This is a genomic window from Pseudomonas sp. Irchel s3a10 (assembly GCF_900187525.1).
In the GTDB taxonomy this organism is placed as follows: Bacteria; Pseudomonadota; Gammaproteobacteria; order Pseudomonadales; family Pseudomonadaceae; genus Aquipseudomonas; species Aquipseudomonas koreensis_G.
In genome coordinates this window covers 890,858-914,698 of the sequence record NZ_FYDR01000001.1, presented here as the reverse complement: position 1 = coordinate 914,698, position 23,841 = coordinate 890,858, and the positions used below count along the sequence as shown (strand labels likewise).

30 protein-coding genes are annotated in these 23,841 nt (G+C 61.2%); 13 read left to right on the top strand and 17 right to left on the bottom strand.

Annotated features, from left to right (window positions below; translation table 11 throughout):
* Positions 1–6: 6 nt before the first annotated feature.
* On the bottom strand, positions 7–396 hold the full coding sequence (locus CKW11_RS03980; protein ID WP_047598254.1) for a DUF2946 domain-containing protein: 390 nt from the start codon (positions 394–396) through the stop codon (positions 7–9).
* 94 nt (positions 397–490) lie between these two features.
* On the opposite strand from CKW11_RS03980, the gene CKW11_RS03975 reads away from it, so the two are divergent.
* On the top strand, positions 491–931 hold the full coding sequence (locus CKW11_RS03975) for a DUF3995 domain-containing protein (RefSeq protein ID WP_095136491.1): 441 nt from the start codon (positions 491–493) through the stop codon (positions 929–931).
* 127 nt (positions 932–1,058) lie between these two features.
* Here the strand turns inward: CKW11_RS03975 and CKW11_RS03970 are convergent, their stop codons facing one another.
* The 7 genes from CKW11_RS03970 to CKW11_RS03940 all read right to left on the bottom strand — a co-directional run bounded on the left by CKW11_RS03970 (position 1,059) and on the right by CKW11_RS03940 (position 8,299).
* The gene (locus CKW11_RS03970; RefSeq protein WP_095136490.1) at positions 1,059–1,421 is read right to left on the bottom strand and encodes a Na+/H+ antiporter subunit G; all 363 of its coding nucleotides are present in this window, start codon (positions 1,419–1,421) and stop codon (positions 1,059–1,061) included.
* Entirely contained in the window at positions 1,418–1,696 is a 279-nt protein-coding gene (locus CKW11_RS03965; protein ID WP_003225959.1) for a K+/H+ antiporter subunit F, read from the bottom strand. The genes CKW11_RS03970 and CKW11_RS03965 overlap by 4 nt, the downstream gene beginning before the upstream one ends.
* On the bottom strand, positions 1,693–2,181 hold the full coding sequence (locus CKW11_RS03960) for a Na+/H+ antiporter subunit E (protein WP_095136489.1): 489 nt from the start codon (positions 2,179–2,181) through the stop codon (positions 1,693–1,695). The genes CKW11_RS03965 and CKW11_RS03960 overlap by 4 nt, the downstream gene beginning before the upstream one ends.
* A complete protein-coding gene (locus CKW11_RS03955) occupies positions 2,178–3,857 on the bottom strand; it encodes a monovalent cation/H+ antiporter subunit D (protein WP_095136488.1) in 1,680 nt (559 codons plus the stop codon). Before CKW11_RS03955 ends, CKW11_RS03960 begins: the two co-directional genes overlap by 4 nt.
* Positions 3,854–4,198, bottom strand: coding sequence for a Na+/H+ antiporter subunit C (locus CKW11_RS03950; protein ID WP_003225953.1), 345 nt, complete (start codon positions 4,196–4,198; stop codon positions 3,854–3,856). The genes CKW11_RS03955 and CKW11_RS03950 overlap by 4 nt, the downstream gene beginning before the upstream one ends.
* Complete coding sequence (locus tag CKW11_RS03945; RefSeq protein WP_095136487.1) at positions 4,198–7,116, bottom strand: monovalent cation/H+ antiporter subunit A; 2,919 nt, start codon at positions 7,114–7,116, stop codon at positions 4,198–4,200. The genes CKW11_RS03950 and CKW11_RS03945 overlap by 1 nt, the downstream gene beginning before the upstream one ends.
* Positions 7,117–7,363: 247 nt before the next feature.
* Complete coding sequence (locus CKW11_RS03940; RefSeq protein WP_095136486.1) at positions 7,364–8,299, bottom strand: DMT family transporter; 936 nt, start codon at positions 8,297–8,299, stop codon at positions 7,364–7,366.
* An 85-nt stretch (positions 8,300–8,384) separates the two neighbouring features.
* On the opposite strand from CKW11_RS03940, the gene CKW11_RS03935 reads away from it, so the two are divergent.
* The gene (locus CKW11_RS03935; protein ID WP_095136485.1) at positions 8,385–8,948 is read left to right on the top strand and encodes a helix-turn-helix domain-containing protein; all 564 of its coding nucleotides are present in this window, start codon (positions 8,385–8,387) and stop codon (positions 8,946–8,948) included.
* Positions 8,949–10,343: an FAD/NAD(P)-binding protein gene (locus CKW11_RS03930; protein ID WP_095136484.1), complete on the top strand. Its 1,395-nt coding sequence runs from the start codon at positions 8,949–8,951 to the stop codon at positions 10,341–10,343. It abuts the gene before it with no gap.
* 190 nt (positions 10,344–10,533) lie between these two features.
* Here the strand turns inward: CKW11_RS03930 and ppnN are convergent, their stop codons facing one another.
* A complete protein-coding gene (ppnN, locus tag CKW11_RS03925) occupies positions 10,534–11,907 on the bottom strand; it encodes a nucleotide 5'-monophosphate nucleosidase PpnN (protein WP_027612974.1) in 1,374 nt (457 codons plus the stop codon).
* Between the two features lie 222 nt (positions 11,908–12,129).
* On the opposite strand from ppnN, the gene CKW11_RS03920 reads away from it, so the two are divergent.
* Positions 12,130–12,657, top strand: coding sequence for a DUF3087 domain-containing protein (locus CKW11_RS03920; RefSeq protein WP_095136483.1), 528 nt, complete (start codon positions 12,130–12,132; stop codon positions 12,655–12,657).
* Here CKW11_RS03920 and CKW11_RS03915 read toward each other — a convergent pair.
* Entirely contained in the window at positions 12,654–13,040 is a 387-nt protein-coding gene (locus CKW11_RS03915; protein ID WP_095136482.1) for a DUF2784 domain-containing protein, read from the bottom strand. The genes CKW11_RS03920 and CKW11_RS03915 overlap by 4 nt on opposite strands.
* 152 nt (positions 13,041–13,192) lie before the next feature.
* Here CKW11_RS03915 and CKW11_RS03910 point away from each other — a divergent pair, with 152 nt between their 5' ends.
* The 3 genes from CKW11_RS03910 (at position 13,193) to CKW11_RS28635 (ending at position 14,408) form a co-directional block, all read left to right on the top strand.
* The gene (locus tag CKW11_RS03910; RefSeq protein WP_095136481.1) at positions 13,193–13,891 is read left to right on the top strand and encodes an AzlC family ABC transporter permease; all 699 of its coding nucleotides are present in this window, start codon (positions 13,193–13,195) and stop codon (positions 13,889–13,891) included.
* Positions 13,891–14,202, top strand: coding sequence for an AzlD domain-containing protein (locus CKW11_RS03905; protein WP_095136480.1), 312 nt, complete (start codon positions 13,891–13,893; stop codon positions 14,200–14,202). Before CKW11_RS03910 ends, CKW11_RS03905 begins: the two co-directional genes overlap by 1 nt.
* Positions 14,203–14,264: 62 nt before the next feature.
* Positions 14,265–14,408: a hypothetical protein gene (locus tag CKW11_RS28635; protein WP_177439969.1), complete on the top strand. Its 144-nt coding sequence runs from the start codon at positions 14,265–14,267 to the stop codon at positions 14,406–14,408.
* A 43-nt stretch (positions 14,409–14,451) separates the two neighbouring features.
* Here the strand turns inward: CKW11_RS28635 and CKW11_RS03900 are convergent, their stop codons facing one another.
* From CKW11_RS03900 to CKW11_RS03885, 4 genes are all read right to left on the bottom strand, one after another.
* Positions 14,452–14,724, bottom strand: coding sequence for a hypothetical protein (locus CKW11_RS03900; protein WP_095136479.1), 273 nt, complete (start codon positions 14,722–14,724; stop codon positions 14,452–14,454).
* A gap of 343 nt (positions 14,725–15,067) precedes the next feature.
* Positions 15,068–15,748 (bottom strand): SOS response-associated peptidase, encoded by a 681-nt coding sequence (locus CKW11_RS03895; RefSeq protein WP_095136478.1) that lies wholly within the window; start codon positions 15,746–15,748, stop codon positions 15,068–15,070.
* A 48-nt stretch (positions 15,749–15,796) separates the two neighbouring features.
* Positions 15,797–16,642 (bottom strand): ABC transporter permease, encoded by an 846-nt coding sequence (locus CKW11_RS03890; RefSeq protein ID WP_095136477.1) that lies wholly within the window; start codon positions 16,640–16,642, stop codon positions 15,797–15,799.
* A 60-nt stretch (positions 16,643–16,702) separates the two neighbouring features.
* Positions 16,703–17,689: an aliphatic sulfonate ABC transporter substrate-binding protein gene (locus CKW11_RS03885; RefSeq protein ID WP_095136476.1), complete on the bottom strand. Its 987-nt coding sequence runs from the start codon at positions 17,687–17,689 to the stop codon at positions 16,703–16,705.
* Positions 17,690–17,981: 292 nt separating this feature from the next.
* On the opposite strand from CKW11_RS03885, the gene CKW11_RS03880 reads away from it, so the two are divergent.
* The 3 genes from CKW11_RS03880 (at position 17,982) to CKW11_RS03870 (ending at position 20,312) form a co-directional block, all read left to right on the top strand.
* A complete protein-coding gene (locus tag CKW11_RS03880) occupies positions 17,982–18,929 on the top strand; it encodes an ABC transporter substrate-binding protein (RefSeq protein ID WP_095136475.1) in 948 nt (315 codons plus the stop codon).
* A gap of 131 nt (positions 18,930–19,060) precedes the next feature.
* Positions 19,061–19,960: a polysaccharide deacetylase family protein gene (locus CKW11_RS03875; RefSeq protein ID WP_095136474.1), complete on the top strand. Its 900-nt coding sequence runs from the start codon at positions 19,061–19,063 to the stop codon at positions 19,958–19,960.
* Between the two features lie 109 nt (positions 19,961–20,069).
* Complete coding sequence (locus tag CKW11_RS03870; RefSeq protein ID WP_095136473.1) at positions 20,070–20,312, top strand: DUF1652 domain-containing protein; 243 nt, start codon at positions 20,070–20,072, stop codon at positions 20,310–20,312.
* A gap of 4 nt (positions 20,313–20,316) precedes the next feature.
* Here CKW11_RS03870 and CKW11_RS03865 read toward each other — a convergent pair whose 3' ends face one another.
* Entirely contained in the window at positions 20,317–20,679 is a 363-nt protein-coding gene (locus CKW11_RS03865) for an NUDIX hydrolase (RefSeq protein ID WP_007966809.1), read from the bottom strand.
* Between the two features lie 222 nt (positions 20,680–20,901).
* Between CKW11_RS03865 and CKW11_RS03860 the strand changes: the two genes are divergently transcribed.
* Entirely contained in the window at positions 20,902–21,099 is a 198-nt protein-coding gene (locus CKW11_RS03860; RefSeq protein WP_095136472.1) for a DUF2188 domain-containing protein, read from the top strand.
* A gap of 61 nt (positions 21,100–21,160) precedes the next feature.
* Here CKW11_RS03860 and CKW11_RS03855 read toward each other — a convergent pair whose 3' ends face one another.
* Positions 21,161–21,400 carry a hypothetical protein gene (locus tag CKW11_RS03855; RefSeq protein ID WP_095136471.1) on the bottom strand — a complete coding sequence of 80 codons (240 nt, stop codon included), beginning with the start codon at positions 21,398–21,400 and terminating at the stop codon, positions 21,161–21,163.
* Positions 21,401–21,586: 186 nt separating this feature from the next.
* Here CKW11_RS03855 and CKW11_RS03850 point away from each other — a divergent pair, with 186 nt between their 5' ends.
* Both CKW11_RS03850 and CKW11_RS03845 read left to right on the top strand, forming a co-directional pair.
* A complete protein-coding gene (locus CKW11_RS03850) occupies positions 21,587–21,922 on the top strand; it encodes a hypothetical protein (protein ID WP_047598287.1) in 336 nt (111 codons plus the stop codon).
* A gap of 183 nt (positions 21,923–22,105) precedes the next feature.
* A complete protein-coding gene (locus CKW11_RS03845; protein ID WP_095136470.1) occupies positions 22,106–22,711 on the top strand; it encodes a DUF6338 family protein in 606 nt (201 codons plus the stop codon).
* Between the two features lie 191 nt (positions 22,712–22,902).
* Here CKW11_RS03845 and CKW11_RS03840 read toward each other — a convergent pair whose 3' ends face one another.
* Positions 22,903–23,787, bottom strand: a complete 885-nt coding sequence (locus CKW11_RS03840) for a LysR substrate-binding domain-containing protein (protein ID WP_095136469.1) — start codon at positions 23,785–23,787, stop codon at positions 22,903–22,905.
* Positions 23,788–23,841 lie beyond the last annotated feature (54 nt).

The window sequence follows — 23,841 nt, the reverse complement described above, 5'->3', positions numbered from 1 at the left end:
GGACACTCAGGCGAGCGGTGGGGCGCGAGGATTGGCCGAAGGCCAGGTGAAGCGGGCAGGGAGGTCGGCACTGACGATGGGCGCCAGCGGCGGGCTGTGTTGCTCGGGCAGAACCGCGAGGGTCAGGCTGGAGTTGAACGCCGGGCCCATGCCGCCGCCGACCGAGCACAGCGGGCAGCCGAACGCCTTGGACAGGGTCGGCAATTGTTCTTCGCTGGGATTGCTGGTCAGCGGCGCTTGAGTGGCCGGGTCGACCGTACAGAACTGGCCGCCGATGCCGTTGAGTTGCATCCCGACCATTTGCCCGTGACCGATGCTGCAGGCGAACACGTTGAACAGGACGCAGCAATAAAGCATCCAGGCCAGCAGTGAGCGATCGGAACGGGTGAATTTCATGGGGCGGCACTTTACCGTACCGCTGATCGGTCGTGCACTTCAAAAAATGCCAACTAGGATGTTTTGTTCAAATCCCTCGAAAGGATTCTTGACCATGACCTTTGTGTTGGCTCAATGGCTGGTGACGATATTTGCGGCAATCGCCCTGGTACACGTGTATTGGGCGCTGGGTGGGCAATGGGCGGCGGTGGCGGCGGTACCGCAAGTGCCGGTGCGAGGACTGGTGGCGACGGTGCGACCGGCGTTCAAACCGTCAGGCTGGATCACCTTGCTGGTGGCGGCGGCATTATTGGTGATCGCCGCGCTGGTGTGCATGCGCGTCGGCTGGGGCATGCCGGCGGTGCATCACAAGGCGTTGCAATGGGTGATCACCGCGATTGCGTTGTTGATGTTCGCCCGGGCGATCGGCGATTCGAATCTGGTGGGGTTTTTCAAGGAAGTGAAGGGGTCGCGGTTTGCGCGGCTGGATACCTGGGTGTATTCGCCGCTGTGTCTGGTGTTGGGGGCGGGGTTGTTGGCGGTGGCCTGGGTCTGACCCGGTTCATGTGTTGGCAGTACCGGCCTCTTCGCGAGCAAGCCCGCTCCCACAGGGGAAATGCATTCCAAATGTGGGAGCGGGCTTGCTCGCGAAGAGGCCAGTTCAGACACCCTAGATGTAGAAACTAACTACCACTCTCGGTCCTGCGACTACTCACCTCAGCCGGCACATCATCCCCCGCCATGCGCTTGCGGAACAGCGCTGCCCGCGCGAGCAGCAACGTGGTCACCGGCACGGTGATCGCCAGCAGAATCGGAATCAGCCAGGCATGCATCACCGGCCCGGACTTGAGTGCCGAAAAACAGATGATCGAAGCCAGCGCCACGCACCACGCGCCCAGCGTCGAGGCCAGCGCCGGTGGGTGCATGCGCTGGAAGTAATCCTTCATGCGCAGCAATCCGGTCGCGCCAATCAGCGCAAACACCCCGCTGAGCACCAGCAGGATCGCCACCGGAATCTCCACCCACAGCGACAATTCAGCAGTCATTCGATCACCTCGCCACGCAGCAGGAATTTCGCCAGGGCAAACGAGCCGACGAAGCCGAACAGCGCGATCAGCAGCGCTGCCTCGAAGTAAGTGTCACTGGAATAACGAATGCCCAGCGTCAGCATCATCAGCATGGCGACGATGTACAGGTAATCCAGCGCGAGTACCCGATCCTGTGCCGACGGCCCCTTGAACAGGCGAATCAGGGTCAGAACCATCGCCAGCGAGAACAGGAACAGCGTCAGTAGAATCGCGTTCGACAGCAGCGGGCTCATTCGAAAATCTCCATCAACGGCTGCTCGTAGGCAGTCTTGAAGTGGTGGATGAAGTGCGCCTCGTCATCCAGATCCCAGACGTGCAGCAGCAGGATGCTGCGATCCAGCGCCAGCTCCGACCACACGGTGCCCGGCACCACGGTGCAGATCATCGCCAGCGCTGCCAGACCGTTGGCGTCGCGCAGGTCCAGCGGGACTTTGACGAAGCGCGAGCGCGGCGGGCGGCGACCGGCGTTGAGCACGCCCCAGGCGACGATCAGGTTGGAGAGAATCACGTCACGACCGACCATCACCAACAGGCGCAGGATGGTCAGCGGGCGGCGAATGCGCACCTGTTTCGGACGCAGCTTGCGCATCATCAATGGTGCGGCGAAGCCGAGGATTGCGCCGAGCAGCAGGTTACCCGGGCTGACGGAGAGGTTCAGCGTCAGCCACAAAACCCACAACGCCAGTGACAGCAATGGAGCCGGAAACACGCGCTTCATGGCTGCACCTCCAGCATCGCCGCTTTGGCTTCAGGGCTGGGCACGGCGCGGGTGCCGAGCACCGCCATCACGTATTGCTGCGGGTTGTTCAGCGCGTCGGCGGTAGCCTCGGTGTAACGCAGCAGCGGTTCGGCCTTGAAGGTCAGCGCGATGCTCAGCCCCAGCAACAGGAAGATCGGTGCGCATTCGAGCTTGCGCAGCAGCGGCGAAGGGCGCTCCTCTGGCGTCCAGAAACGCTGGATGCCCATGCGCGCGAATGCCATCAACGAGGCCAGCCCGGACAGGATCAGCAGCGCCAGCAACGCCCATGCAGCGTTCGAGATCGGCGCTTCAGTACCCAGCCCCAACGGATTAAGCAGCGCACCGATCAGGTTGAGCTTGCCGATGAATCCGGACAGCGGCGGCATGCCGATGATCAGCAGCGCGCAGGCGATGAAGCTCAGGCCGAGAAACGCCATGGTCCACGGAATGACCTGGCCGACCACGGCTTTCTGCTCGTCATCGAGGTTGATGCCTTTGGGCGGTTGCAGCGATTCCTGCGGACGCGGCAGCAACTCGCTTTCATCCTCCAGCGGGATTTCGTTGGCCGAGCGCGAACGCTCGATCAACTCCGCCAGCAGGAACAGCGCACTCAGTGCCAGGGTCGAGCTGACCAGATAGAACAGCGCCGCGCCGATCAGGTTTGGCTGGGCGAAACCCACCGCCGACAGCAGAATCCCGGCCGACACCAGAATGCTCAGGCTGGCCATGCGCTCCAGGCGTTGCGCGGCCAGAATCGCCAGTGCCGCGCAGGCGATGGTCGCCATGCCGCCGTAGATCAGCCAGTCGCCACCGAAGAAGGCCGAGCCCCCGGCCTGCCCGGAAAACAGCAGCGTCCACAGACGCAGCAGGGTGTAGACACCGACCTTGGTCATGATCGCGAACATCGCCGCCACCGGTGCGCTGGCCGAGGAATAGGCCGGCACCAGCCAGAAATTCAGCGGCCACATGCCGGCCTTGGCCAGGAATGCCACGGCGAGAATCCCCGCGCCGGCGTGCAGCAAGCCCCGGTCGGCTTCCGGCACCAGCGGAATCTTCAGCGCCAGATCGGCCATGTTCAGAGTGCCGGTGACGCCATAGATCAGCGCCGCGCCAATCAGGAACAGCGACGAGGCCAGCAGGTTGATCGAGATGTAATGCAGCCCCGACGATACCCGCGCCCGACCCGAACCGTGCAGCAACAGACCATAAGAGGCCGCGAGCAGCACTTCGAAGAACACGAACAGGTTGAACAGGTCGGCGGTGAGGAAGGCGCCATACAGGCCCATCAGCTGAATCTGGAACAACGCGTGGAAGCTCGATCCCGCGCCGTCCCAGCGCGCCATGGCAAACAGCAGGGCGCTGACGCCGATGATCCCGGTCAGCACCAGCATCAAGGCCGACAGGCGATCGACCACCAGCACGATGCCGAACGGCGCCTGCCAGTTGCCCGGCAGGTACACGCCGATGGAACCGGGTACACCAGTGGTTTGCGTCCATTGCAGCAGCATCACCGAAATGAACAGGCCGACGAGGCTGGAGAACAGGTTGATTTTCGCCTTCAACGGCCGGTGCTTCTCGCCGAGCATCAACATGATCGCGGCGGTCAGCAGCGGCAGCAGGATCGGTGCGGCGATCAGGTGAGTCATCGCCATCATTCCTTGGGCTCCCGGCCGTCGACGTGGTCAGTACCGGTCAGGCCCCGCGACGCCAGCAGCACCACCAGGAACAGCGCGGTCATGGCGAAGCTGATGACGATCGCCGTCAGCACCAGTGCCTGCGGCAGTGGATCGGTGTAGTGCAGCAAGTCCTGGGTCACGCCATCCTTGATCACCGGTTCTTTACCGATGAACAGGCTGCCCATGCTGAAGATGAACAGGTTGACCGCGTAGGACAGCAGGCACAGGCCCATGACCACCTGAAACGTCCGTGGCCGCAACACCAGCCAGACCCCGGAGGCGGCGAGTACGCCGATGGCGATTGCGATGACTTCTTCCATCAGACGGCTCCTTTGCTGGCGACGGACTTGGGCAGCGACGCGGTCTTGTGACCCCGCACCGATTGGTGGGCGAGGGCGGTGAGGATCAGCAGCGTCGAGCCGACCACCACGGCGTACACTCCGATATCGAAGAACAGCGCGCTGGCGATATGGATCTCACCCAACAGCGGCAAGGCGAAATGCCAGGTGTGGGTGGTCAGGAACGGATAACCAACCGCCATCGCGCCGAGACCGGTGGCGGTGGCGAACAGCAGCCCGGTGCCCATCCAGCGCAGCGGTCGCAGGCTCATTTGCGCCTCGACCCACTGCGTCCCGGCGACCATGTATTGCAGGATGAATGCCACCGACATCACCAGTCCGGCGACGAAACCACCGCCCGGCTGGTTGTGGCCGCGCATGAACAGGTAGCACGACACCACCAGCGCAATCGGCAGCAACAGGCGCACCAGCACCGCCGGCACCATCATGAAGCCGAGCGCGGTGTCGCTGGCGCTGCGCGGGTTGACCAGATCGGTGACCACGTCCGGCGCGAGCAGACGTTGCTGGGCCGGCAACTGCAGGCTTTCTTTCGGCGGGCGGAAGCGGCGCAGCAGGGCGAACACGGTCAGCGCCACGGCCACCAGCACGGTGATTTCACCGAGGGTGTCGAAGCCGCGGAAGTCCACCAGCATCACGTTGACCACGTTGCTGCCACCGCCCTCGGGCATGGCGCGGCTGAGGTAGAACGAGGAAATGTCGTTGGGCGTCTGCCGTGTCAGCATCGCGTAGGACAACAGCGCCATGCCGGCACCGACGGCAATCGACAGGAGCAAGTCGCGCAAGCGCCGCACGCGGGCCTTGCGCAGGCTCGATGGCAGTGGCGAGACTTCTTCGATCCGCCGTGGCAGCCAGCGCAGGCCGAGCAGGATCAGCACCGTGGTCACCACTTCCACCGCCAATTGCGTCAGGGCCAGATCCGGCGCCGAGAACCAGACGAAGGTCACACAGGTCATCAGCCCGCAGACGCTGACCATGGTCAGGGCTGCGAGACGGTGATACTTGGCCTGCCATGCCGCGCCGAGGGCGCAGGCAATCGCCAGCAGCCACAGGGTGACGAACACGATGGAACCCGGAATCTTCGGCCGGTCGCCCCAGCTCAGGCTGCTGTGCAGCATCGGGATCAGGCCGGCGAGCACTGCCGCCAAAACCATCAGGAACAGTTGCATTTGCAGGCGGCGGGTGCCGAGGCGGCGTTCGACCCGACGGGCCATGCGCATCATCAGCACCAGGCTGCGCTCGAACAGGCGCTTGCCGTTGAAGCGGCCCACCAGCGGCGGATATTTGAAGCGACCACGCTTGAGCTGATTGCGCAGCAGCAGATAGACCACGATGCCGCCGGACATGGCGATCAGACTCATGATCATCGGCGCGTTCAACCCGTGCCAGATCGCCAGGCTGTATTCCGGCAAGGTCCCGCCCACCACCGGCAGCGCGGCGGCTGCGAGCAGCGGGCCGACCACTTGGGCCGGGAAGATCCCGACGACCAGACAGGTGAACACCAGCAGCTCGACCGGCGCACGCATCCAGCGCGGCGGTTCGTGCGGGGTGTGCGGCAGGTCGGTAGCGGTCGGGCCGAAGAACACGTCGACGGTAAAGCGCAGCGAGTACGCGACGCTGAAGGTACCGGCGATGGTCGCGACAATCGGCAACGCTGCTTCGACCCACGCGGTGGCGTTGATGAACACGGTTTCGGCGAAGAACATTTCTTTCGACAGGAAGCCGTTGAGCAACGGCACGCCAGCCATCGACGCACTGGCGACCATGGCCAATGTCGCGGTGAACGGAATCAGTTTGATCAGGCCACTGAGTTTGCGGATGTCACGGGTTCCGCTTTCGTGGTCGATAATGCCCGCGGCCATGAACAGCGAGGCCTTGAAGGTCGCGTGGTTGAGAATGTGGAACACCGCGGCAACAGCTGCCAGCGGACTGTTCAGGCCCAGCAGCAGGGTGATCAGGCCCAGATGGCTGATGGTTGAGTAGGCCAGCAGGCCCTTGAGATCGTTCTGGAACATCGCGCAATACGCGCCGAGCAGAAGCGTACATGCCCCCGCGCCGCTGACGATGTAGAACCATTCTTCACTGCCGGACAGCGACGGCCACAGGCGCGCAAGCAGGAACACCCCGGCCTTGACCATGGTCGCCGAGTGCAAATAAGCCGAAACCGGGGTGGGCGCCGCCATGGCGTGCGGCAGCCAGAAATGGAAGGGAAACTGCGCGCTTTTGCTGAGGGCGCCGATAAGGATGAGGGGAAGCAGGATAGGGTAGAGGGCATGTGCGCGAATCTGATCGCCGGCGGCCAGGACCTTGTCCAGGTCATAGCTGCCGACGACATGGCCGAGGATCATGACCCCCGCCAGCAGGCATAGTCCCCCGGCACCGGTGACCATCAGCGCCATATAGGCGCCACGTCGGGCATCGGAGCGGTGGTGCCAGTAGCCGATCAACAGGAACGAGAAGAGGCTGGTCAGCTCCCAGAAGAACACGATCTGGATCAGGTTGCCGGAGATCACCAGCCCGAGCATGGCGCCCATGAACGCCAGGAAGAAGGCGAAGAAGCGCGGTACCGGATCGTCCGGCGACATGTAATAACGCGCATATAAAGAGACCAGCGCGCCGATGCCCAACACCAGCAGCGAGAACAGCCAGGCAAAGCCGTCCATGCGCAGGACGAAGTTCAAACCGAGGCTGGGCAGCCACATGAATTCTTCGCGGATCACCCCGCCGTGGGCGATTTGCGGGTACAACAGCGCGACCTGCACGGTGCCGATCAGAGCGACCAGACCTGCCAACAGGGATTCGGTATTACGCGCGTTGTGTGGCAGCACCGCTGCCAGACAGCTGCCAATGAATGGCAGAAGCAGTAGAACTATCAGGGACATAGGCTTCTAATCTGCGGAAGTTTGTGAAGCATCATACGTGCCAGCTCCCTGATTACCAAACCCGAGGATGTCTCAGAATCCTACAAAGTAGTCTGAAAAATTTGGTTTGGCATTGTTTCAGGTAGATGGATATTGCTTGGAATGGCCTCATCGCGAGCAGGCTCACTCCTACAGGGGAAACGCATTTCAATTGTAGGAGTGAGCCTGCTCGCGATAGCTACGGTTCAGGCACTAAAAATATTGCGGATTAACCTTGGGTTTCCCGCTCCAGCTCAGCGTCTTCTTCGACAACCTTACCCTTGGTCTTCAACTCACTGACAATCACCGCCGCCACAATCAACCCTGCCCCCACCAAGGCAATCGCCGGCAGACGCTCCCCGGCAATCCGCCCGACGATCCCGGCCCACACCGGTTCACCGGCGTAGATCAAGGTCGCCCGGGTCGGCGAAACGCTTTTCTGCGCCCAGTTCATCGCCACCTGAATTGCCGCACTCGCCGCGCCGAGACCCAGTGCGGTCACCAGCAAGGTCCAGGAAAAATCCGGAAGCGCTTCACCGGTCGGCACCACCAGCAGAAACGACAGCACCGAGGTCGCCGCCAGTTGCACCACGGTCACCCGGCGTACATCGACTTGACCGGCATAGGTGCTGATCAAAATGATCTCGGCGGCTATCGCGATGGCGCTGATCAGCGTGGCGATTTCGCCGGGGCTGAAATTCAGCGCAGCCCCGGACGGCCCGGACAACAACATCAAACCGGTAAACGCCAGCATGATGCCAATGCTCGGCATCAACCCCGGCCGACGGCCCAGCACCAGCCATTGCAGCAACGGCACGAAGGGCACGTACAGCGCGGTGATGAATGCCGACTGACTGCTCGGGATCGTTTGCAGACCAACCGTCTGCAAGCCGTAACCGAGCATGATCGCCACCCCGATGAAGGATCCGGCCTTGAGCTCGAACAGGGTCAGTTCACGCAAGTGGCGCCAGGAGAACAGCGCGACAATGGCGGCCGCAGCGGCAAAGCGCAGGCCGACAAAGAACATCGGGCCGCTGACGGTCATTGCGTGTTGCACCAGCAGGAACGTACCGCCCCAGACCATGGTGATCAGCACCAGCACGCACTCGGCCTTGCTGAAACGGGAGAAGCGAAGAGGCGTGGGGGAGCTGTTCACTGACGTCATGTCCTTGCGCACTATAAAAGGCAGGACGCACAATGCGTCCAACGTTGCGCAGTATACTGCCCAACCCCACCGAGTGAGCAATATAGTGCACAAAGATTCCAGCCAACGGGCGTCCGTCCTGCAACACGTCAGCCACAACGTCCGGCGCCTGCGCCACGCCGCTGACATGAGCCAGACCGCGCTGGCCGAAAAGTCCGGCGTCAGTCGGCGCATGCTGGTGGCGATCGAGGCCGGGGAAAAGAATGTCAGCCTGACCACCCTCGACCGCGTCGCCGAAGCGCTCGATGTGGCCTTCAGCGACCTGATCCAGGCCCCCGACGCGCGCGACCCGAGCCGCATCAACGAAGTAGCATGGGCAGGCTCCATTCCCGGAAGCAAAGCGGTGCTGCTGTCCAAGGCCACCGCCACCCGTGAAGTCGAACAGTGGGAATGGTGCCTGCAGCCGGGCGAGGTCTATCCGTCGCAACCCGACGCCGATGGCTGGAGCGAACAGATCTACGTGTTCGAAGGTTGCCTGACGCTAACGGTGGGGGATGTGACCAATACCATTGCGACCGGCGAGTTTTTCATGTTTGCCAGCAACCAGCCGCATGGCTATCGCAATGACGGGCCGGTAGCGGTGCGTTTTGTGCGCAATGTGGTGATTTGAATGCATCAGCGCGCAGACATCCTGATCATCGGCGGTGGCCTCAGTGGCACGATGCTGGCCGTGCAATTGCTGCGACTGCCCGGCCAGCGCCGGATCCTGATCATCGAACCGCGCGCCGAACTCGGTCGTGGCGAAGCCTACAGCGCCGTCGAACTGGGCCACACACTCAACGGCAATGCAGCGCGCATGAGTGTCGACCCAGATAATCCCGATGACCTGACTCAATGGCTGAGCGCGCACATCGCTGCCGGTGGCTGGCCGGAGTCTGCCGAGCAGAATGTGCCGATCAGTGAGCTGTTCCCGCCGCGCGGGCTGTTTGGCGCGTATGTGCAGCAGCGCCTGGCCGAGGCGCGAGTCGTTGGTGCGCGGCACGGTTCGACCGTCGAGCACATCTGTGCCGAAGCCGTCGATCTGCAAAGCGAGGCCGATTCGGTGCAAGTGAGTTTGAACGACGGTCGACGGTTGCGCGGCGCCTATGCCGTGCTCGCCACGGGCATGTTCCCCGCCGCGCGCACGCCGCAGAAAGAATCCAGCGGTCTGAATACTGCTGCGCTTGATCCGTGGGATGTCGCGGCCATGCGTCAGCTCGATCCGCAATCGACCGTGCTGATCATCGGCTCCGGTCTGACCATGGTCGATGCCGTGGTTTCACTGGAGCAGGCCGGGCATCGCGGGCCGATCGAAGTGTTTTCCCGTCACGGACTGTTGCCCCATGTGCGGCGGCAACCGCCGGCGTGGGTGGATTTTCTTGCCGAAGATCAGAGCATTCGCACACCTCGACAGTTGTTGCGCGAGCTGCGCAGGCATTGTCGCGAGGCGATCGCTCAGGGCATCGATTGGCAGGCGCCGCTGGACACGGTGCGGGTCCATATCGGACGCCTGTGGAGTCAGGCGACTGACCTGCAGCGTCGACAATTCGTACGCCATGTGCGGCCGTGGTGGGAGAGTCATCATCACCGGTCGCCGCCGTTGAGTGCGGCGTTCGTTGAGCGCTTGTACCACGAGGGGCGGTTGCGGATTCAGGCGGCGTCGTTCCAGGGGCTTGAGCCGTTGGCGGGCGAGGGTGTGAGCATTCGAATTCGGCGTCGCGGCGAGGCAGAAAGTTGTGTGGTGCAGGGTGCGGCGCTGATCAATTCCAGTGGCATCGAGTACGACTGGCGCCGCGTCGCGCGACCGCTGCCGCAGCAGTTGCTGGCGCGTGGGCTGGTGCGGCCGGGGCCGTTGGCGTTGGGTATTGCAGCGACGGTGGAGGGTGCGGTGCTGGACGCTGAAGGGCAGGCCGGCGGCCGACTGTTCGCGATGGGGCCACCGTTGCGCGGGATGTGGTGGGAGAGCACGGCGGTAACGGATGTGGCGTTGCAGGCCAAGGCGTTGGCGGCGCGATTGGTGGGATAAGGTTGATGCTGGTCTTTCGCGAGCAGGTTCGCTCCCGCAGGGGACTCTGCTTGGAAATACCCTGCGCGCCACACACCAGATCCTGTGGGAGCGGGCTTGCTCGCGAAGAGGCCGTGTCAGTCAACATCAACGTTGCCTGACACACCGCTTTCGCGAGCAAGCCCGCTCCCACATTAGGGGGCCGGAAGAGTTACGCCACCACGCGATAGCACGGCACATACGCCGCGCCGCCCGGCAGTTTCATCCGGTGCTGGGCGACGAAGGCTTTGAGCAGCGCATCGAGCGGTTGCATGATCGCCGCGTCACCACGGATCTGGTACGGCCCGTGTTCTTCAATCAGGCGAATACCCTTGTCCTTGACGTTGCCGGCGACGATCCCGGAGAACGCGCGGCGCAGGTTGGCCGCCAGTTCGTGGGGCGGCTGGTCGCGGTGCAACTTGAGGTTGGCCATGTTTTCGTGGGTTGGATCGAACGGGCGCTGGAAGCTTTCGTCGATCTTCAGCAGCCAGTTGAAGTGGAACGCGTCGTTGCGCTCGCGGCGGAACTGCTTCACCGCTTTGAGGCCGGCGGTCATCTGCCGCGCGACTTCGGCCGGGTCGTCGATGATGATCTCGTAGTGCTGCTTCGCCGCATCGCCGAGGGTGGCGGTGACGAACGCGTCGAGTTGCTCCAGATACGGCGCGGCATGTTTCGGCCCGGTCAGGATCACCGGGAACGGCAGGCCGGCGTTGTCCGGGTGCATCAGGATGCCCAGCAGATAGAGGAATTCTTCGGCGGTACCGGCGCCGCCCGGGAAGATGATGATGCCGTGGCCGACACGCACGAACGCTTCCAGACGTTTTTCGATGTCCGGCAGGATCACCAGCTCATTGACGATCGGGTTCGGCGCTTCGGCGGCGATGATGCCCGGCTCGGTCAGGCCGAGGTAGCGCCCGCCGTGAATGCGCTGCTTGGCGTGGGCGATGGTCGCGCCCTTCATCGGGCCTTTCATCACGCCGGGGCCGCAACCGGTGCAGATGTCGAGGCTGCGCAGGCCCAGTTCGTGGCCGACTTTCTTGGTGTATTTGTATTCTTCGGTGTTGATCGAGTGACCGCCCCAGCACACGACGATTTTCGGCTCCACACCCGGACGCAGGGTGCGCGCGTTGCGCAGCAGGTGGAACACGTAGTCGCTGATGCCTTGCGAAGTGCTGAGGTCGATGCGTTGGCTGTCGAGTTCGTTTTCGGTGTAGACGATGTCACGCAGGGCGCTGAACAGCATCTCGCGGGTGCTGGCGATCATTTCGCCGTCGACGAACGCGTCGGCCGGGGCGTTCAGCAGCTCAAGGCGCACACCGCGATCCTGCTGGTGAATACGGATTTCGAAGTCCTTGTAGGCTTCGAGGATGGTCTTGGCATTGTCGACATGCGCGCCGGTGTTGAGGATGGCCAGGGCGCACTGGCGGAAGAGGGTGTAGGTGCTGCCGGATCCGGCTTCGCTCAGTTGCTGAACTTCACGTTGAGAAAGGGTTTCCAGGCTGCCTTTCGGGCTGACCGAGGCGTTGATTACGTGTCGTTGGGTCATGCAATGATCCTTAAAACGATGTCATTCCAGTGAAGGAAAATGGCATCCGAATAGTGTGTATCCATGAATGAAGATGGCACGATCTGCGCTGTACCGCCATGTCCCCGTTGGACGCTGAAAAGATGAAAAGGGCCCCCAGCATAGCTAAATCGCAGAGAGAGGCGATAATGCGCAGCGAGTTTTTTCCGTTGCCCTTTTTATCGCTCAAGGAAGTCATGCCTGATGTTCGAGATCCAGCCGATGGACCCAGCAACGTTTCGCCAGCAGACGCGCCGCAGCACGCTGATCATTGCCGTGCTGTTCCTGGTGCTGGCAATGGCACTGTCGACGGCGGCGGTGGCGCTGTTCGGCGAGCCCGGCGGCGATAATCTGCGGTTCAATGTCGGTGGGGTGTTCGTCGCGTTTCTGCTGACGGCGGCGCTGTTGCGCGGGCAGTTCTGGCAGCAGGCGTGGATGGCGCCGGCGGTCTATAGCTGGCGGCTCAAACGCAGCCTGATGAGCGTGACCAACGTGATGCATCAGGTGACCGCTGCGGTGGAACAGAACGATCCGACGGCGATGAAGGTCTTGCGCTTCTATCATCTGGGGCTGACCCAGATGCACGAACTGGACGGCAACTCCAGCGATCACGCGCAATTGCACCGGGAAGTCGAAGCGCACAAGGCGCGGATGCAGGCGTTGGGTCTGGAGATCGACCAGAAACGCCTGGATCCGGCCTGGCTGCAAACCTTGAAACCTGCCGCGCGTTAAAACGGAATACGGCCGGCGCGGCGCAGTTTCCACGCACGGATCAGGCGTGCATAAACCAGCAGGTTGATCGCCAGCACCACGCTGCCCAGCGCCAACTGGATCTGCGGCGTCAGCCCGGCGGGGTAGATGATCGGCCAGATGTAGTGCTCGATGAAGCCGCCGGCGTATTCGGTCTGCCCGGCGGCGTGGCGCATCAGGTTTTCCCAGTAGGTCAGCGGACAGGTCAGGTGCAACACCTCGACTGCCACGCCCCATGCGGCGGCTGGCAGATGCAGCCACATCACGCGTGGCCATTTGAGCACCGGCAGCCCGCCGAACAGCACGAACAGAATGAAGCACAGATGAAACAGCACCAGCCCGTCGGCTGCGATTCGGTACAGCATGTCGTCTCCCTGACGCGGTTGTGAAGGCCTCCATGGTACGCCGACAGCGGACCCCGGGCGCGGCGATTTAGTGCAAGTGCGCAAGATTGTTCAAGCCGCGAAGGGGAATTTGCTGGCAGAGTCTGCGACCGTTTCCTCGGTTGAAGAGCGTTATGTCTGACTCACTTATGCCGCGCCATGCGTTTCTTCGCGGCGCTGCGGCGATCATGCCCTTATCACTGGCGACGGCGCCGTGGGGGCTGCTGGCCGGCTCCATGGCGATCGAGGCCAATCTCACGCCGTTGCAGGGGCAGGGCCTGTCGAGCATCGTGTTCGCAGGGGCCGCGCAACTGGTGGCGATCGGCATGCTCAAGGGCGGTGCCGGGATTTTCTCGATCCTGCTGACCACGCTGCTGCTGACCTCGCAGCATTTGTTGTACGGGATGAGCATGCGTTCAGTGATTTCGCCGCTGCCCGGACGCTGGCGTATCGGCCTGGGCTTTTTGCTCACCGATGAACTGTTCGCCCTGACCAGCCAGCATGATCGTCAGCAGTTCAATCGCTGGTACGCCTTGGGCGTCGGCCTGACGTTCTATATCGCCTGGAACCTGTTCACCCTGGCCGGCATTGTCTTGGGCAGCAGCATTCCGGGACTCGAGCACCTCGGGCTGGACTTCTCGATTGCCGCCACCTTCATCGCGTTGATCACCCCGGTGGTGCGTAACGTGCCGACCTTGGTTTGCGTGGCGGTGTCGCTGTTCTGCTCGGTGCTGTTCAGTTATTGGCAGTGGGGCTCGGCACTGGTGCTGTCGGGGCTGGCCGGGATGACCGCAGGGTTTGTCTGCAACAAGCTATATCGGGGGCGCGCATGATGGTCTGGGCAGTGATTTTCGGCATGGGGATTCTGGTGTTCCTCAACCGTTACGTGTTTCTCGAACCGCGCCTGCCGCTGCGCTTGAGCAGCAATGCACGGCAGTTTCTCGGGTTTGCCGTACCGGGAATGCTCACGGCGATCTGCGGGCCGATCGTGTTCATGCCGGACAAACAGCTGAATTTGCAGTGGGATAATCCGTATTTGTTCAGTTCGCTGGTGGCGATCGGATTGGTGCTGTACACCCGCAATACCTTGCTCAGCATGCTCCTGAGCATGGCGTTTTTCTTTTTGTTGCGCTGGTGGCTGTAAGTTGGCGGGAAAAAACTGTTCTACGCTTGTTGGATGACTAGTTGCGACAAAGCGAGGTGCACATGACTACCGAGCAACAGCGTGCGGATGAAGATGAAGAAGTAGACGAGCCCAGCGAAGAAGAAATCGAGCGTGAGAAACGCAAGGAACAGACGTGGAAGCACGACGATGGCAGGGAGCTCACCGGGCCTGACGTGAAACTCTGAGAGCCATCTGCAAGAAGCCCCGCAGCAACGGGGCTTCTTTTTTTCAGAGGTCTTCCAGGTGCGGGAAGTCCGGGTGTGAAGCCCGATAGCCCAGGGTCTTGTCGAGCCACGCATTGAGCTCGTTGACCATCACCGGTGGGTGCCCGGGATAGCTCTGGAGGGTCGTGCGCAAGACGCGTTCGATGTCCGGCACCGAACGCAGGTTTCGGGTCTTGATGTAGTGGCCGATAAAACAGTCGAGTTGAAAGCGTTCTGTCATGGACAGATAAATACACTCCAGGCCGTTGGCCTGTTTGATTGCAAAATCGTCGCGCAACTTAGTTCTCTGCAAGGCTTGGTAAAAGTTGTAGGGGATTCCTGGTTTTGCTGACTCTTTGGTCAACTGGTATGCCAAATGGAAATGCGGCGCGCATGCTATCCGTAGTGCATCTAAATGTATGTATGACGGTTGAAATGTCAGACAGGCGGTTAGTTCGCTCAAACGACTGTTTTTTTCCGGGTGTTTCAACGATGAAACACCAGCTGTAAAGATCGAGTGTCACCTGTAATCACCTGTAGGAGCTGCCGAAGGCTGCGATCTTTTGATCTTGCTTTTAAAAAATCAAAAGATCGCAGCCTTCGGCAGCTCCTACAGGGTAAACGCGTGAGATCACGGATCTTTAAGCCACTTCGTCAATCAACCCGGCACCCTGATTGCGTGAATTGCCGACGGCTTTGCCAACTTTGTGCCAGGCAAATGCCTCACTGGCTTCACCTTCGAACAGCAGCATCTGTTCGGCACGCTCCACAGGTGTTGCCGGATCAAGCCATTCGGCAGCCAGGTCCGCACGAAAGACCACCGGTCGGCGATCATGAATATCGAGCATGCCCCCGACGCTGTCGGCGGTGATGATCACGAATCCATCGTCGTCCCGACCATCACTGCCGGGTGTCGGAAACTGTCCGATGGCCGCACAGAAAACCGGCCCGTGATCGGCACGACGGATCAGCCACGGCTGTCGGGTTTTGTCCGGGCCGTCGACCCATTCGAACCAGTTGTCGACCGGCACGATCAGCCGATGACGCCAGATCGCCCGGAAGAACGGGCCATGGGCGACTTTCTCCACGCGCGCGTTGATCGGCGCCGCGCGATCCTTGGCCCAGTGCGGGCGCCAGCCCCAGCGCAGGTTGTCGGCATACAAGCGTTGATCATGTTGATGGAGCACCGCGAGTGACGTGGTCGGCGCCGCGTTGTAGCGTTCCAGCGCGGCGTCGCCGACGTGATTGATCAGCGCATCGGGAATGCTCAGCACCGCGACAAAGTTGTGAATGCCGCGGTATTGCGAGAGTCTTCCGCACATGCGCCGAATCTCCGGTTGGACGCTTTTAGCTTAGTTGGCTCTGGCCAATCAATCCTGCGCCTCCTGACCGGTGAACGTGTCGCGCCAGACCAGCCAACGGCGTTCCAGCACCGCGAGCAGGCCGTCGCTGAGTTTGCCGAGCACGGCGAGCACGATGATCGCCGCCAGCACGATGTCCGGCCGTGAGGTTTCGCGGCCGTCGCTGAGCAGATAACCCAGGCCCTTGGTCGCGGCGATCAGCTCCGCGGCCACCAGAAACATCCACGCCAGGCTCATGCCGCTGCGCAGCCCGGTGAACAAGCCGGGCAGGGCGGCGGGCAGCAGAATGCGCCGCACCAGTTGCAGGCGGCTGAAGCCATAGATGCGCCCGACCTCGACCAGTTTGCGATCGATGTTGCGAATCGCCGCGACCACATTGACGTACACCGGAAAGAACGCACCGATGGCGATCAGCACGATCTTCGAGGTTTCATCGATGCCCAGCCACAGCAGCAACAGCGGCACCCAGGCCAGACTCGGAATCGAACGCAGCGCGGCGAACGTCGGTTCCAGATACGCCTCGGCCTCGCGGCTCAAACCGACCCAGGCGGCGAATACCAGCGCGAGGCTGGCGCCAATCGCAAAACCGAGCAACACCCGCAGCAGGCTGGCGCCGATGTGTTTCCAAAGTGCGCCTTCGGCGAGGTCGGTGAGGGTCAGGGCGATCTCGCTGGGCGCCGGCATTTGATAGGACGGCAGCCAGCCGAGACGCACGATGAATTCCAGGACGACCACGATCAGCAGCGGCAGGGCCAGACCTTTCAGGCGCCGGCGCCATGTCGGGTTGAGAGATGAAGGACGCGGCCTCGACAAGCTGCGAGGCGGCGCGGGCAGTTCGTTACTGCGAGTGGTCATAAGTGGGCTCCGCTCACAGCGAATCCGCGTCGGGCGCGGATGGGCTGTGAGTCTGGTCGATTACTGGCGGGCGACGGCTTGCTGCACTCCGCTGTCGAGCAACTGATCGATGACTTGATCGACATTCACTCCACGCCGCACCAGTTCCTCGGAGACCAGAATCGGTGCCGCCGCCTTCGAAGCCTGCACATCGTTGGCGGTCAGTTGCGGACTGCTCAGGTCGGTGCGCGACAACTGCAGTTTGGCCACGTCCAGCGGCAGACCGGATTCCTTGGCCAGCAACGCGGCGAACTCATCGGGATTTTTCAGCGCCCAGTCCCGCGCCTGCTCGTAGGCTTTGATCACGGTGTCGATGGTTTGCGGATGCTCCTTGGCGTACTGCTCGGTGACGCTGACCACGCCGTAGCTGTTGAATGCCGGGTTGCGATACAGCAGACGCGAACCGGCCTGCACCTGACTGGCGGCCATGTGCGGATCGAGTCCGGCCCAGGCATCGACATCGCCTTTTTCCAGTGCGGTGCGACCGTCCGGATGTTGCAGGTGCACCAGTTCCACGTCGTCTTTCTTCAACCCGGCCTGTTGCAGGCTGCGCAGGGTGAACAGGTACGGATCGGTGCCTTTGGTGGCGGCGATTTTCTTGCCCTTGAGGTCGGCGACGCTCTGGTACGGCGAATCCTTGCGCACTACCAGCGCGGTCCATTCGGCACGACTGTAGACGTAAACCGATTTGATCGGGCTGCCGTTGGCCCGGCTCAGCACGGCAGCGAGGCTGGCGCTGGAAGCGAAATCGACGCCGCCACTGTTCAGGTATTCCAGCGAACGGTTACTGCCCTGACTCAGCACCCAACTGACTTTGGTTTGTGGCAGGGCCTTTTCTAGAAAACCGAAATGTTTGAGCACCAGACTCACGGGTGAGTAGTAGGCGTAATCCAGATGGACTTCCGCAGGTGGCGCTTCGGCGGCGTGGGCTAGAGGTTGCAGGCTCAACGCCATGGCGCTGGCGACCAGTAGCGTTTTGAGGCGGGTAAACGGTAAGAACGATGTCATGGGGCGCTCCGGCATAGGCTCTGGTTGTTATGTCAAAAAATATATTTTTATCGACGGCATCCTGCATGAATGGAATATTGCAGGCTCTGTGCCATGTACGTTTGGCCCCATGTTTACGGGGGGTTCGACGGTTTTAGCGCCTTTCAGCTGTTGCTCGGGAAACATTGTGACAAGGCACTGTTGCGCAGCGGACAGTGAGCATTCCGAGCGCTGAGCTTATGCATTAATCGAATTTAAAATCGGTTTATCAACAGCGTTATGGTCTATGCAAAATCCCGTCGCAGGACCTTCCATGAAGCTTTCCCGTTTGCTCCGCAACACACTGATGACCGCATTGTTCGCCGCTCCGTTTGCCTACGCTACGGAGCCGTTGGTCCTGCACATCGGTGATCAGAACTACTACAACATCCGCGCCTCGATCGAAGCGTCCGGCGTGTTGAAAGACGCGCCTTACAGCGTCGACTGGAAGCATTTCCAGGCCGCCGCGCCATTGGCTGAGGCGTTGCAGACCGGCTCGCTGGATCTGGGCTTTCTCGGCGATTCGGGTTTTCTGTTTCTCGCCGCCAAACAGGCGCCAGTCAAACTGATCGGGGTGTCGCGGCAGAACCCGGACACCATCGCCTTGCTGGTGCCGAAGGATTCGCCGGTGAAAACCATCGCTGATCTGAAGGGCAAGAAAGTCGCCTACTGGCCCGGCGCCTGGAGCCAGCAGTTGACCTTGCGCGCCCTGGAGCAGGGCGGTCTGCCGGAAAACTACGTCGATTTCGTCAAACTGATGCCGATTGATGCGGCGGCGGCATTGCCACAGGGCAGCATCGACGCCTTCCCGGTATGGGAACCGTACATTTCCCAGCAAATCGTGTTCTCCGGGGCGCGGCCGATTCTCACCGCGAAAAACCTGATGCCGGGCCTCAGCGCGATTGCCGCGTCGGCGCCGTCGATCGACAGCAAGCGTGCAGCGATCGCCGATTTTCTCGGACGGTTGAAGCGGGCGCGGGCCTGGGTCGACAGCCACACCGACGAATACGCGGATCTTTGGGCGAAGAAAGCCAATCTCGATCAGCAGGTTTCACGGCACTGGTTGCGCCAGGCGCACATGACTGTCGGGCCGGTGGATCAGCAGGCGGCGGCCGACCTGCAAGGCACCGCGGACTTCCTGTTCAAGGTCAAGGCACTGCCGGCGCCGCTGGCCACCGCCGGGGTCATCGATACCTCGTTTCAACAGGCACTGGCTGACTGAGCGAGCGCCGGAACCAAAGCCTGTGTACCCTATCCAGACCTGGCTCGCGAAGCCGGGCGCAGGGATGGATCAGGGCGAGGGAGTTTTGCCGGACGACAACAGGGCCGCAACGGTCAGGCGCAAGGCAAAACATGAAATACGCGTTCAACCTTCTCTGTGCAGCGGCCATCGCGTTAGGGCTGGCCGGCTGCATTGCCGCGCCGATCGAGATGACCGCGCAAACCGAAACCCGACTCAAGGCCCAGGCGCCGGTGCGTTTTCTGCTGACCTTCGATGACGGCCCCAGCGCGTCGAGTTTCTGGAATCCGTCGGCGACAGTGCTCGACAGCCTCAAGGTCAACCCGGTGCAAGCGAACATCAAAGCGGTGTTCTTCGTCCAGACCCGTGCGCCGCGTGCGGGCAACAGTGACATTGGTCGCGGCATCATGCGTCGCGAGCATGCCGAAGGGCACATCCTCGGATTCCACACCGCCACCCATTGGCACACCAACCATCGCTCGCTGGATCCGCAAGCACTGGAGCAGTCGTTGAGCAATGGCACGGCGGACATCGCCGCGATCACCGGAGCTGCGCCGATCCTGCTGCGCCCGCCATTCTGGAATTACGACAAGCGCACCTTCGCCGCCTATCAGCAGCATGGCTTGCACGTGTTGTTGACTGACTTGAGCGCGAACGACGGCAAGATCTGGGGCTTCAATGCCAGTCCCCGACGTCGGGCGAATATGCTGCGCCAGCTATCGGAAGTCCGCGAGCGCATTGCCCTCGGCGAATTTCCGACTGTGGACGGGGTGATTCCGGTGGTGGTGACCTTTCATGATCTCAACCGCTACACCGCACGGCATACCCGCGAGTACCTGCAGATCCTGCTCGACAGCGCCACCGCCACGGGCGTGAGACTGGCCGACAAACCCTTCTACGATGATCCCGCGGCGCTGCAGAAAGCGGCGCTGGCGCGCACGGTTCAGCAGAGTTCGGAGCCGGTGCAGTTGCCGGGGATGTGGAACTGGATTTGGGATCATGACGACCACTGAGGCCGCGCTGGAAATGTGATCGGGTTGGCACTTGCCGGGGCGGCAGATTATTGATCGCTCATCTATGCTGAATCGGTCGACCGACTCATCGCCTGCGAGGCGTGCGCCCATGCTAGCCATTGCCGACATCTGCCGGATTGTCGAATCCGGCTTTCCGTCGCTTGAATGCGAATGCACACAAGTGGAGCAGGGGCTGCTGCGGATCAAGGTGTACGAGCCGCAGTCCGGGCGAGTCGAGTTGTTGCTCAATGGTGTGTCGCCGGAACATCTGGTGACGATCCGCGATATTTCCAACTTCATCGGTGAATTGCGCACGGAAATGAGCGCCGGGCGCCGGGCATTCGCCGGCTGATCCCTCACAAGCGCCGCTGAAACGCCTGCACGATGCGCAACGTCGCGTCGCTGGTGGGCAGATTCTGCACCGCGTCCAGCGGGTGCCAGATGCATTCGATGATCTCGTTTTGTGGACGCAACTGCTCAAGGTCGAGCACCGAGGCCTCATAGACATGATGCTGGGTGCTGCCGCTGTGCAGTTCCATCAGATACAGCATCTGCTCGGCATCCAGTGCCGTTTCTTCCTGCAGCTCGCGCGTCGCCGCCCCGGCTTTGGTTTCCCCAGGCTCGACCTTGCCGCCGGGCAATGTCCAGCGGCAGCGGGGTTTGCGCACCAGGAGAACGTGTCGATCCTGCTCGCAAATAACGGTGGCGCGTACTTTCATCTGTTACCTGTTTACTGCCTGTCACATAAATGAAATAAAACTGCAATATTCGAGCCGGGCCCGGATTCAAAGGTTCCCTTGGGGTTTTGAGTGTTTGGCGTGGCTGAAAGTGCCAGAGCCTTGGCGCCTCGCGATGGCGACACCCGGTCGGCACAACTGCGGCATCCGGGTGTAAGTTAAAAAGGCAGAGCTGAATCCATTGTCAGCAAAAAGGAGGTGCCCATGAGCATTCCGGTCTTGAACAAAATGCACATGAACGGCTACGACGTACTCAGCGTGAACAGCGGCCCATGGCGGGTTTGTACTCAAGGCGACCGGCTTGCGTCGTTTGGTAGCAGAGAGGAAGCGCTGGCCTATGCCGCTGCGTTGCCGGGTTACAGAAAACGCTCGGTGCGAGCGCGAAGTCACACTGCAAGTTGAAGCAATTGTAACGAAAGAGCCCCGGTGATTACCGGGGCTTTGTTGAGGGCAGGGGGTGGTATCAGTGGACCTTTGTCCGGCTGATGGAGCGCGTCTTCACTTCCTTGGCATACAGCTGCAGGCGTTCTTCATCACTTTGCAGCACCTCGCAGGACCTGAGTACCGCCTGGGCATCCGCTTCATTGCCGCTCTTGCGCAGCTGTTCGGCGATGCGCTTGAGGTCGACCGCCGACCATCTCAGATCCGATGCAACGGCTTGCAGGTCGCGCTGAAGTTCGTGTTCGTATTCATTGAGCCGCATGATCACCTCCGGAACATTCTCGGTAGAACAGAGTAGTCGCATTTTTCTTCGGTGATGTGCAGCTCGTCTGCCACCGAGCTGCATGCCTGTAAATATTTGTCCAATCTGCCTTGTGGGTGACGTGCCGCGCTGGATGTACGCCCGGTTACACGTTACATTCGCGTTTTTTCAGATCAGGGAAACACCATGCGGATATGGATCGGGAGTTTGGCGTTGGCATTGCTGGCGGGTTGCTCATTGCCAGCGTCGCTGGTGCCGGGCGAGCCAAATCTCAGCAAAACCACCACCAAAGCGCCTAAAGACTATGCCGCGTGCTTGTTGCCGTTGTGGCAGCAGGACGTTCCGAAGACCACGCAGACGTCCATTTCCAATGGCTACCGGATCAAGGCGCCGAGCCTCGTCACCGCCGACGAGATCCTCGACATCATCAAATACAAGGACGGCAGCCGGGTTTCCCTGTATCAGGGGCCGCCATGGGCCAAGTCCGGGTCGTTGCGCAAATCGGTGCGTGACTGCCTGTAAAACCCAGTCTCAGCAGCAAAAGTCAGCCGTAAAAAAAGCAGAAACCGGATCAACGGTTTCTGCTTTTTTTTGCTTTGCGAAATGCGCTGTGACAGATCGGCACGAGGCGTTTTCCACTGTGCGCTAGGCTTTTGAGTGCCGCCCGGTAACCGGAGGGGCATGCCTTTCAAGGAGCCACGGATCATGGATGATCTGGTCAAAGAAGTTATTCCGTTGTTGCAGTATCTGATTCCCGGATTTGTCTCGACCTGGATTTTTTACACGCTCACTTCATTCAAGCGGCCTGATACGTTTGGGCAGATTGTGCAGGCGTTGATTTTCACGTTTGTGATTCATGGGGTGGTTTTGGGGATCGGGGCTATTGGTCTATGGGTAGGCTCGAAAGGCTTTTCTGTCGGAAAGTGGGATGGCAAAGCCCAGGCTGTGTGGGCGTTCATGGTTTCCATGGGGCTCGGCTTGTTGTCGTGTGCTCTGGCCTCGAATGACAAACTGCACAAATGGTTACGAAGTAAAAATGTAACGAATAAAAACTCATACCCCAGCGAGTGGTACAGCACCTTTGCCCGGCACAATCGCCTGGTAACGCTGCATTTGACGGATGAAAGGCGATTGTTCGGCTGGCCCGTCGAGTGGCCTTCAGGCCCTCTGGAAGGACAGTTCATCATGCTGAATCCAGGCTGGCTGGGGGAGGATGGCGTGGCGTTGCCTTTTGGCGCCGAACTATTGGTGATAGATTCCTCGAAAGTTCAGTGGGGCGAATTCAGTTCTGTCGAAGAGGTTTCATCATGAGCGCAAAAGAGCCTACTCCCATGCCGCCTGGCGTCAGGCGCCTCTTTTATGGCCCGGACGGCAAGCTGCTGGCCAAGCCCCTTGTCAAAGGGCCAAGTGCGCCGCCACCGCTAAAGCGCCAGTACCGGGATTGACTGAACGCCGCTCATCAAGCGGCGTTTCGTTATGTCTGGCATTTGTGGGGTCACCGGTCAGAGCGTATCCACCAACCAGTCCCTGAACGCTTTCAGTGACGGTAACGCCTCATTACGCGGCGGATACACCAGGTAATAGCTGCGCCGGCTGGTGATCGGCTTCCCCAGTTGCAGCAGCTCGCCGTTAAGCAGTTCATCCTCCACCAGAATCCGTGGCACCAGACCCACGCCAATGTTCGCTCGCACCGCCTGAATCAGGTGCGAGGTCATTTCAAAGCTCGGCCCGATGCGCATGCTGCGGTGTGGCAGACCATGATGCGTGAACCATTCCGTCCAGGCCTGGGCATTGCTGCTGACGTTGAGCAGTAACTGCCCGGCGATGTGCTGTTCCGCTTCATCGCGCTCGGCCAACGACAATTGCGCACTGGCAATCACCACCAGTTCTTCAGTGTGCAGGGGCAGGGCGCTCAGGCCCGGCCAGTCCCCCGCACCGACACAGATCGCCGCATCGATTTCGCTGGTGTCGAAGTCGATCGCTTCGATGCGCGAATGCAAGTGCACGGTCATGCCGGGGTGCGCGGTGTAGAAGTCCTTGAGTCGCGGCAGCAGCCATTTCGAGCCAAAGGTCGGCAGCGTCGCCAGGCGCAGACTGTGGATGCCCGAGCCGAACGCCATGGCCTGCAACGTCGCGCTGCGAATCTGTCCGAGGGCTTCGGCCAGTTCGCGCTGATACATGCGCCCGACATCGGTGAGCACCACTTGCCGGCCTTCGCGGCTGAACAGGCGCATGCCGAGCATCTTTTCCAGAATCTGCACCTGACGGCTGACCGCGCTCTGCGTCAGCGACAGTTCGTGGGCGGCGCGGGTGTAGCTTTCATGGCGTGCGGCGGCCTCGAAAGCCAGCAGCAACGACATGGAAGGGGTAAGCGTTCGCGGATTCATTCGTTTTAGTCATGGATTGCGGGTCGATTTTACGTTTGTCCCGACGGCGCCAAG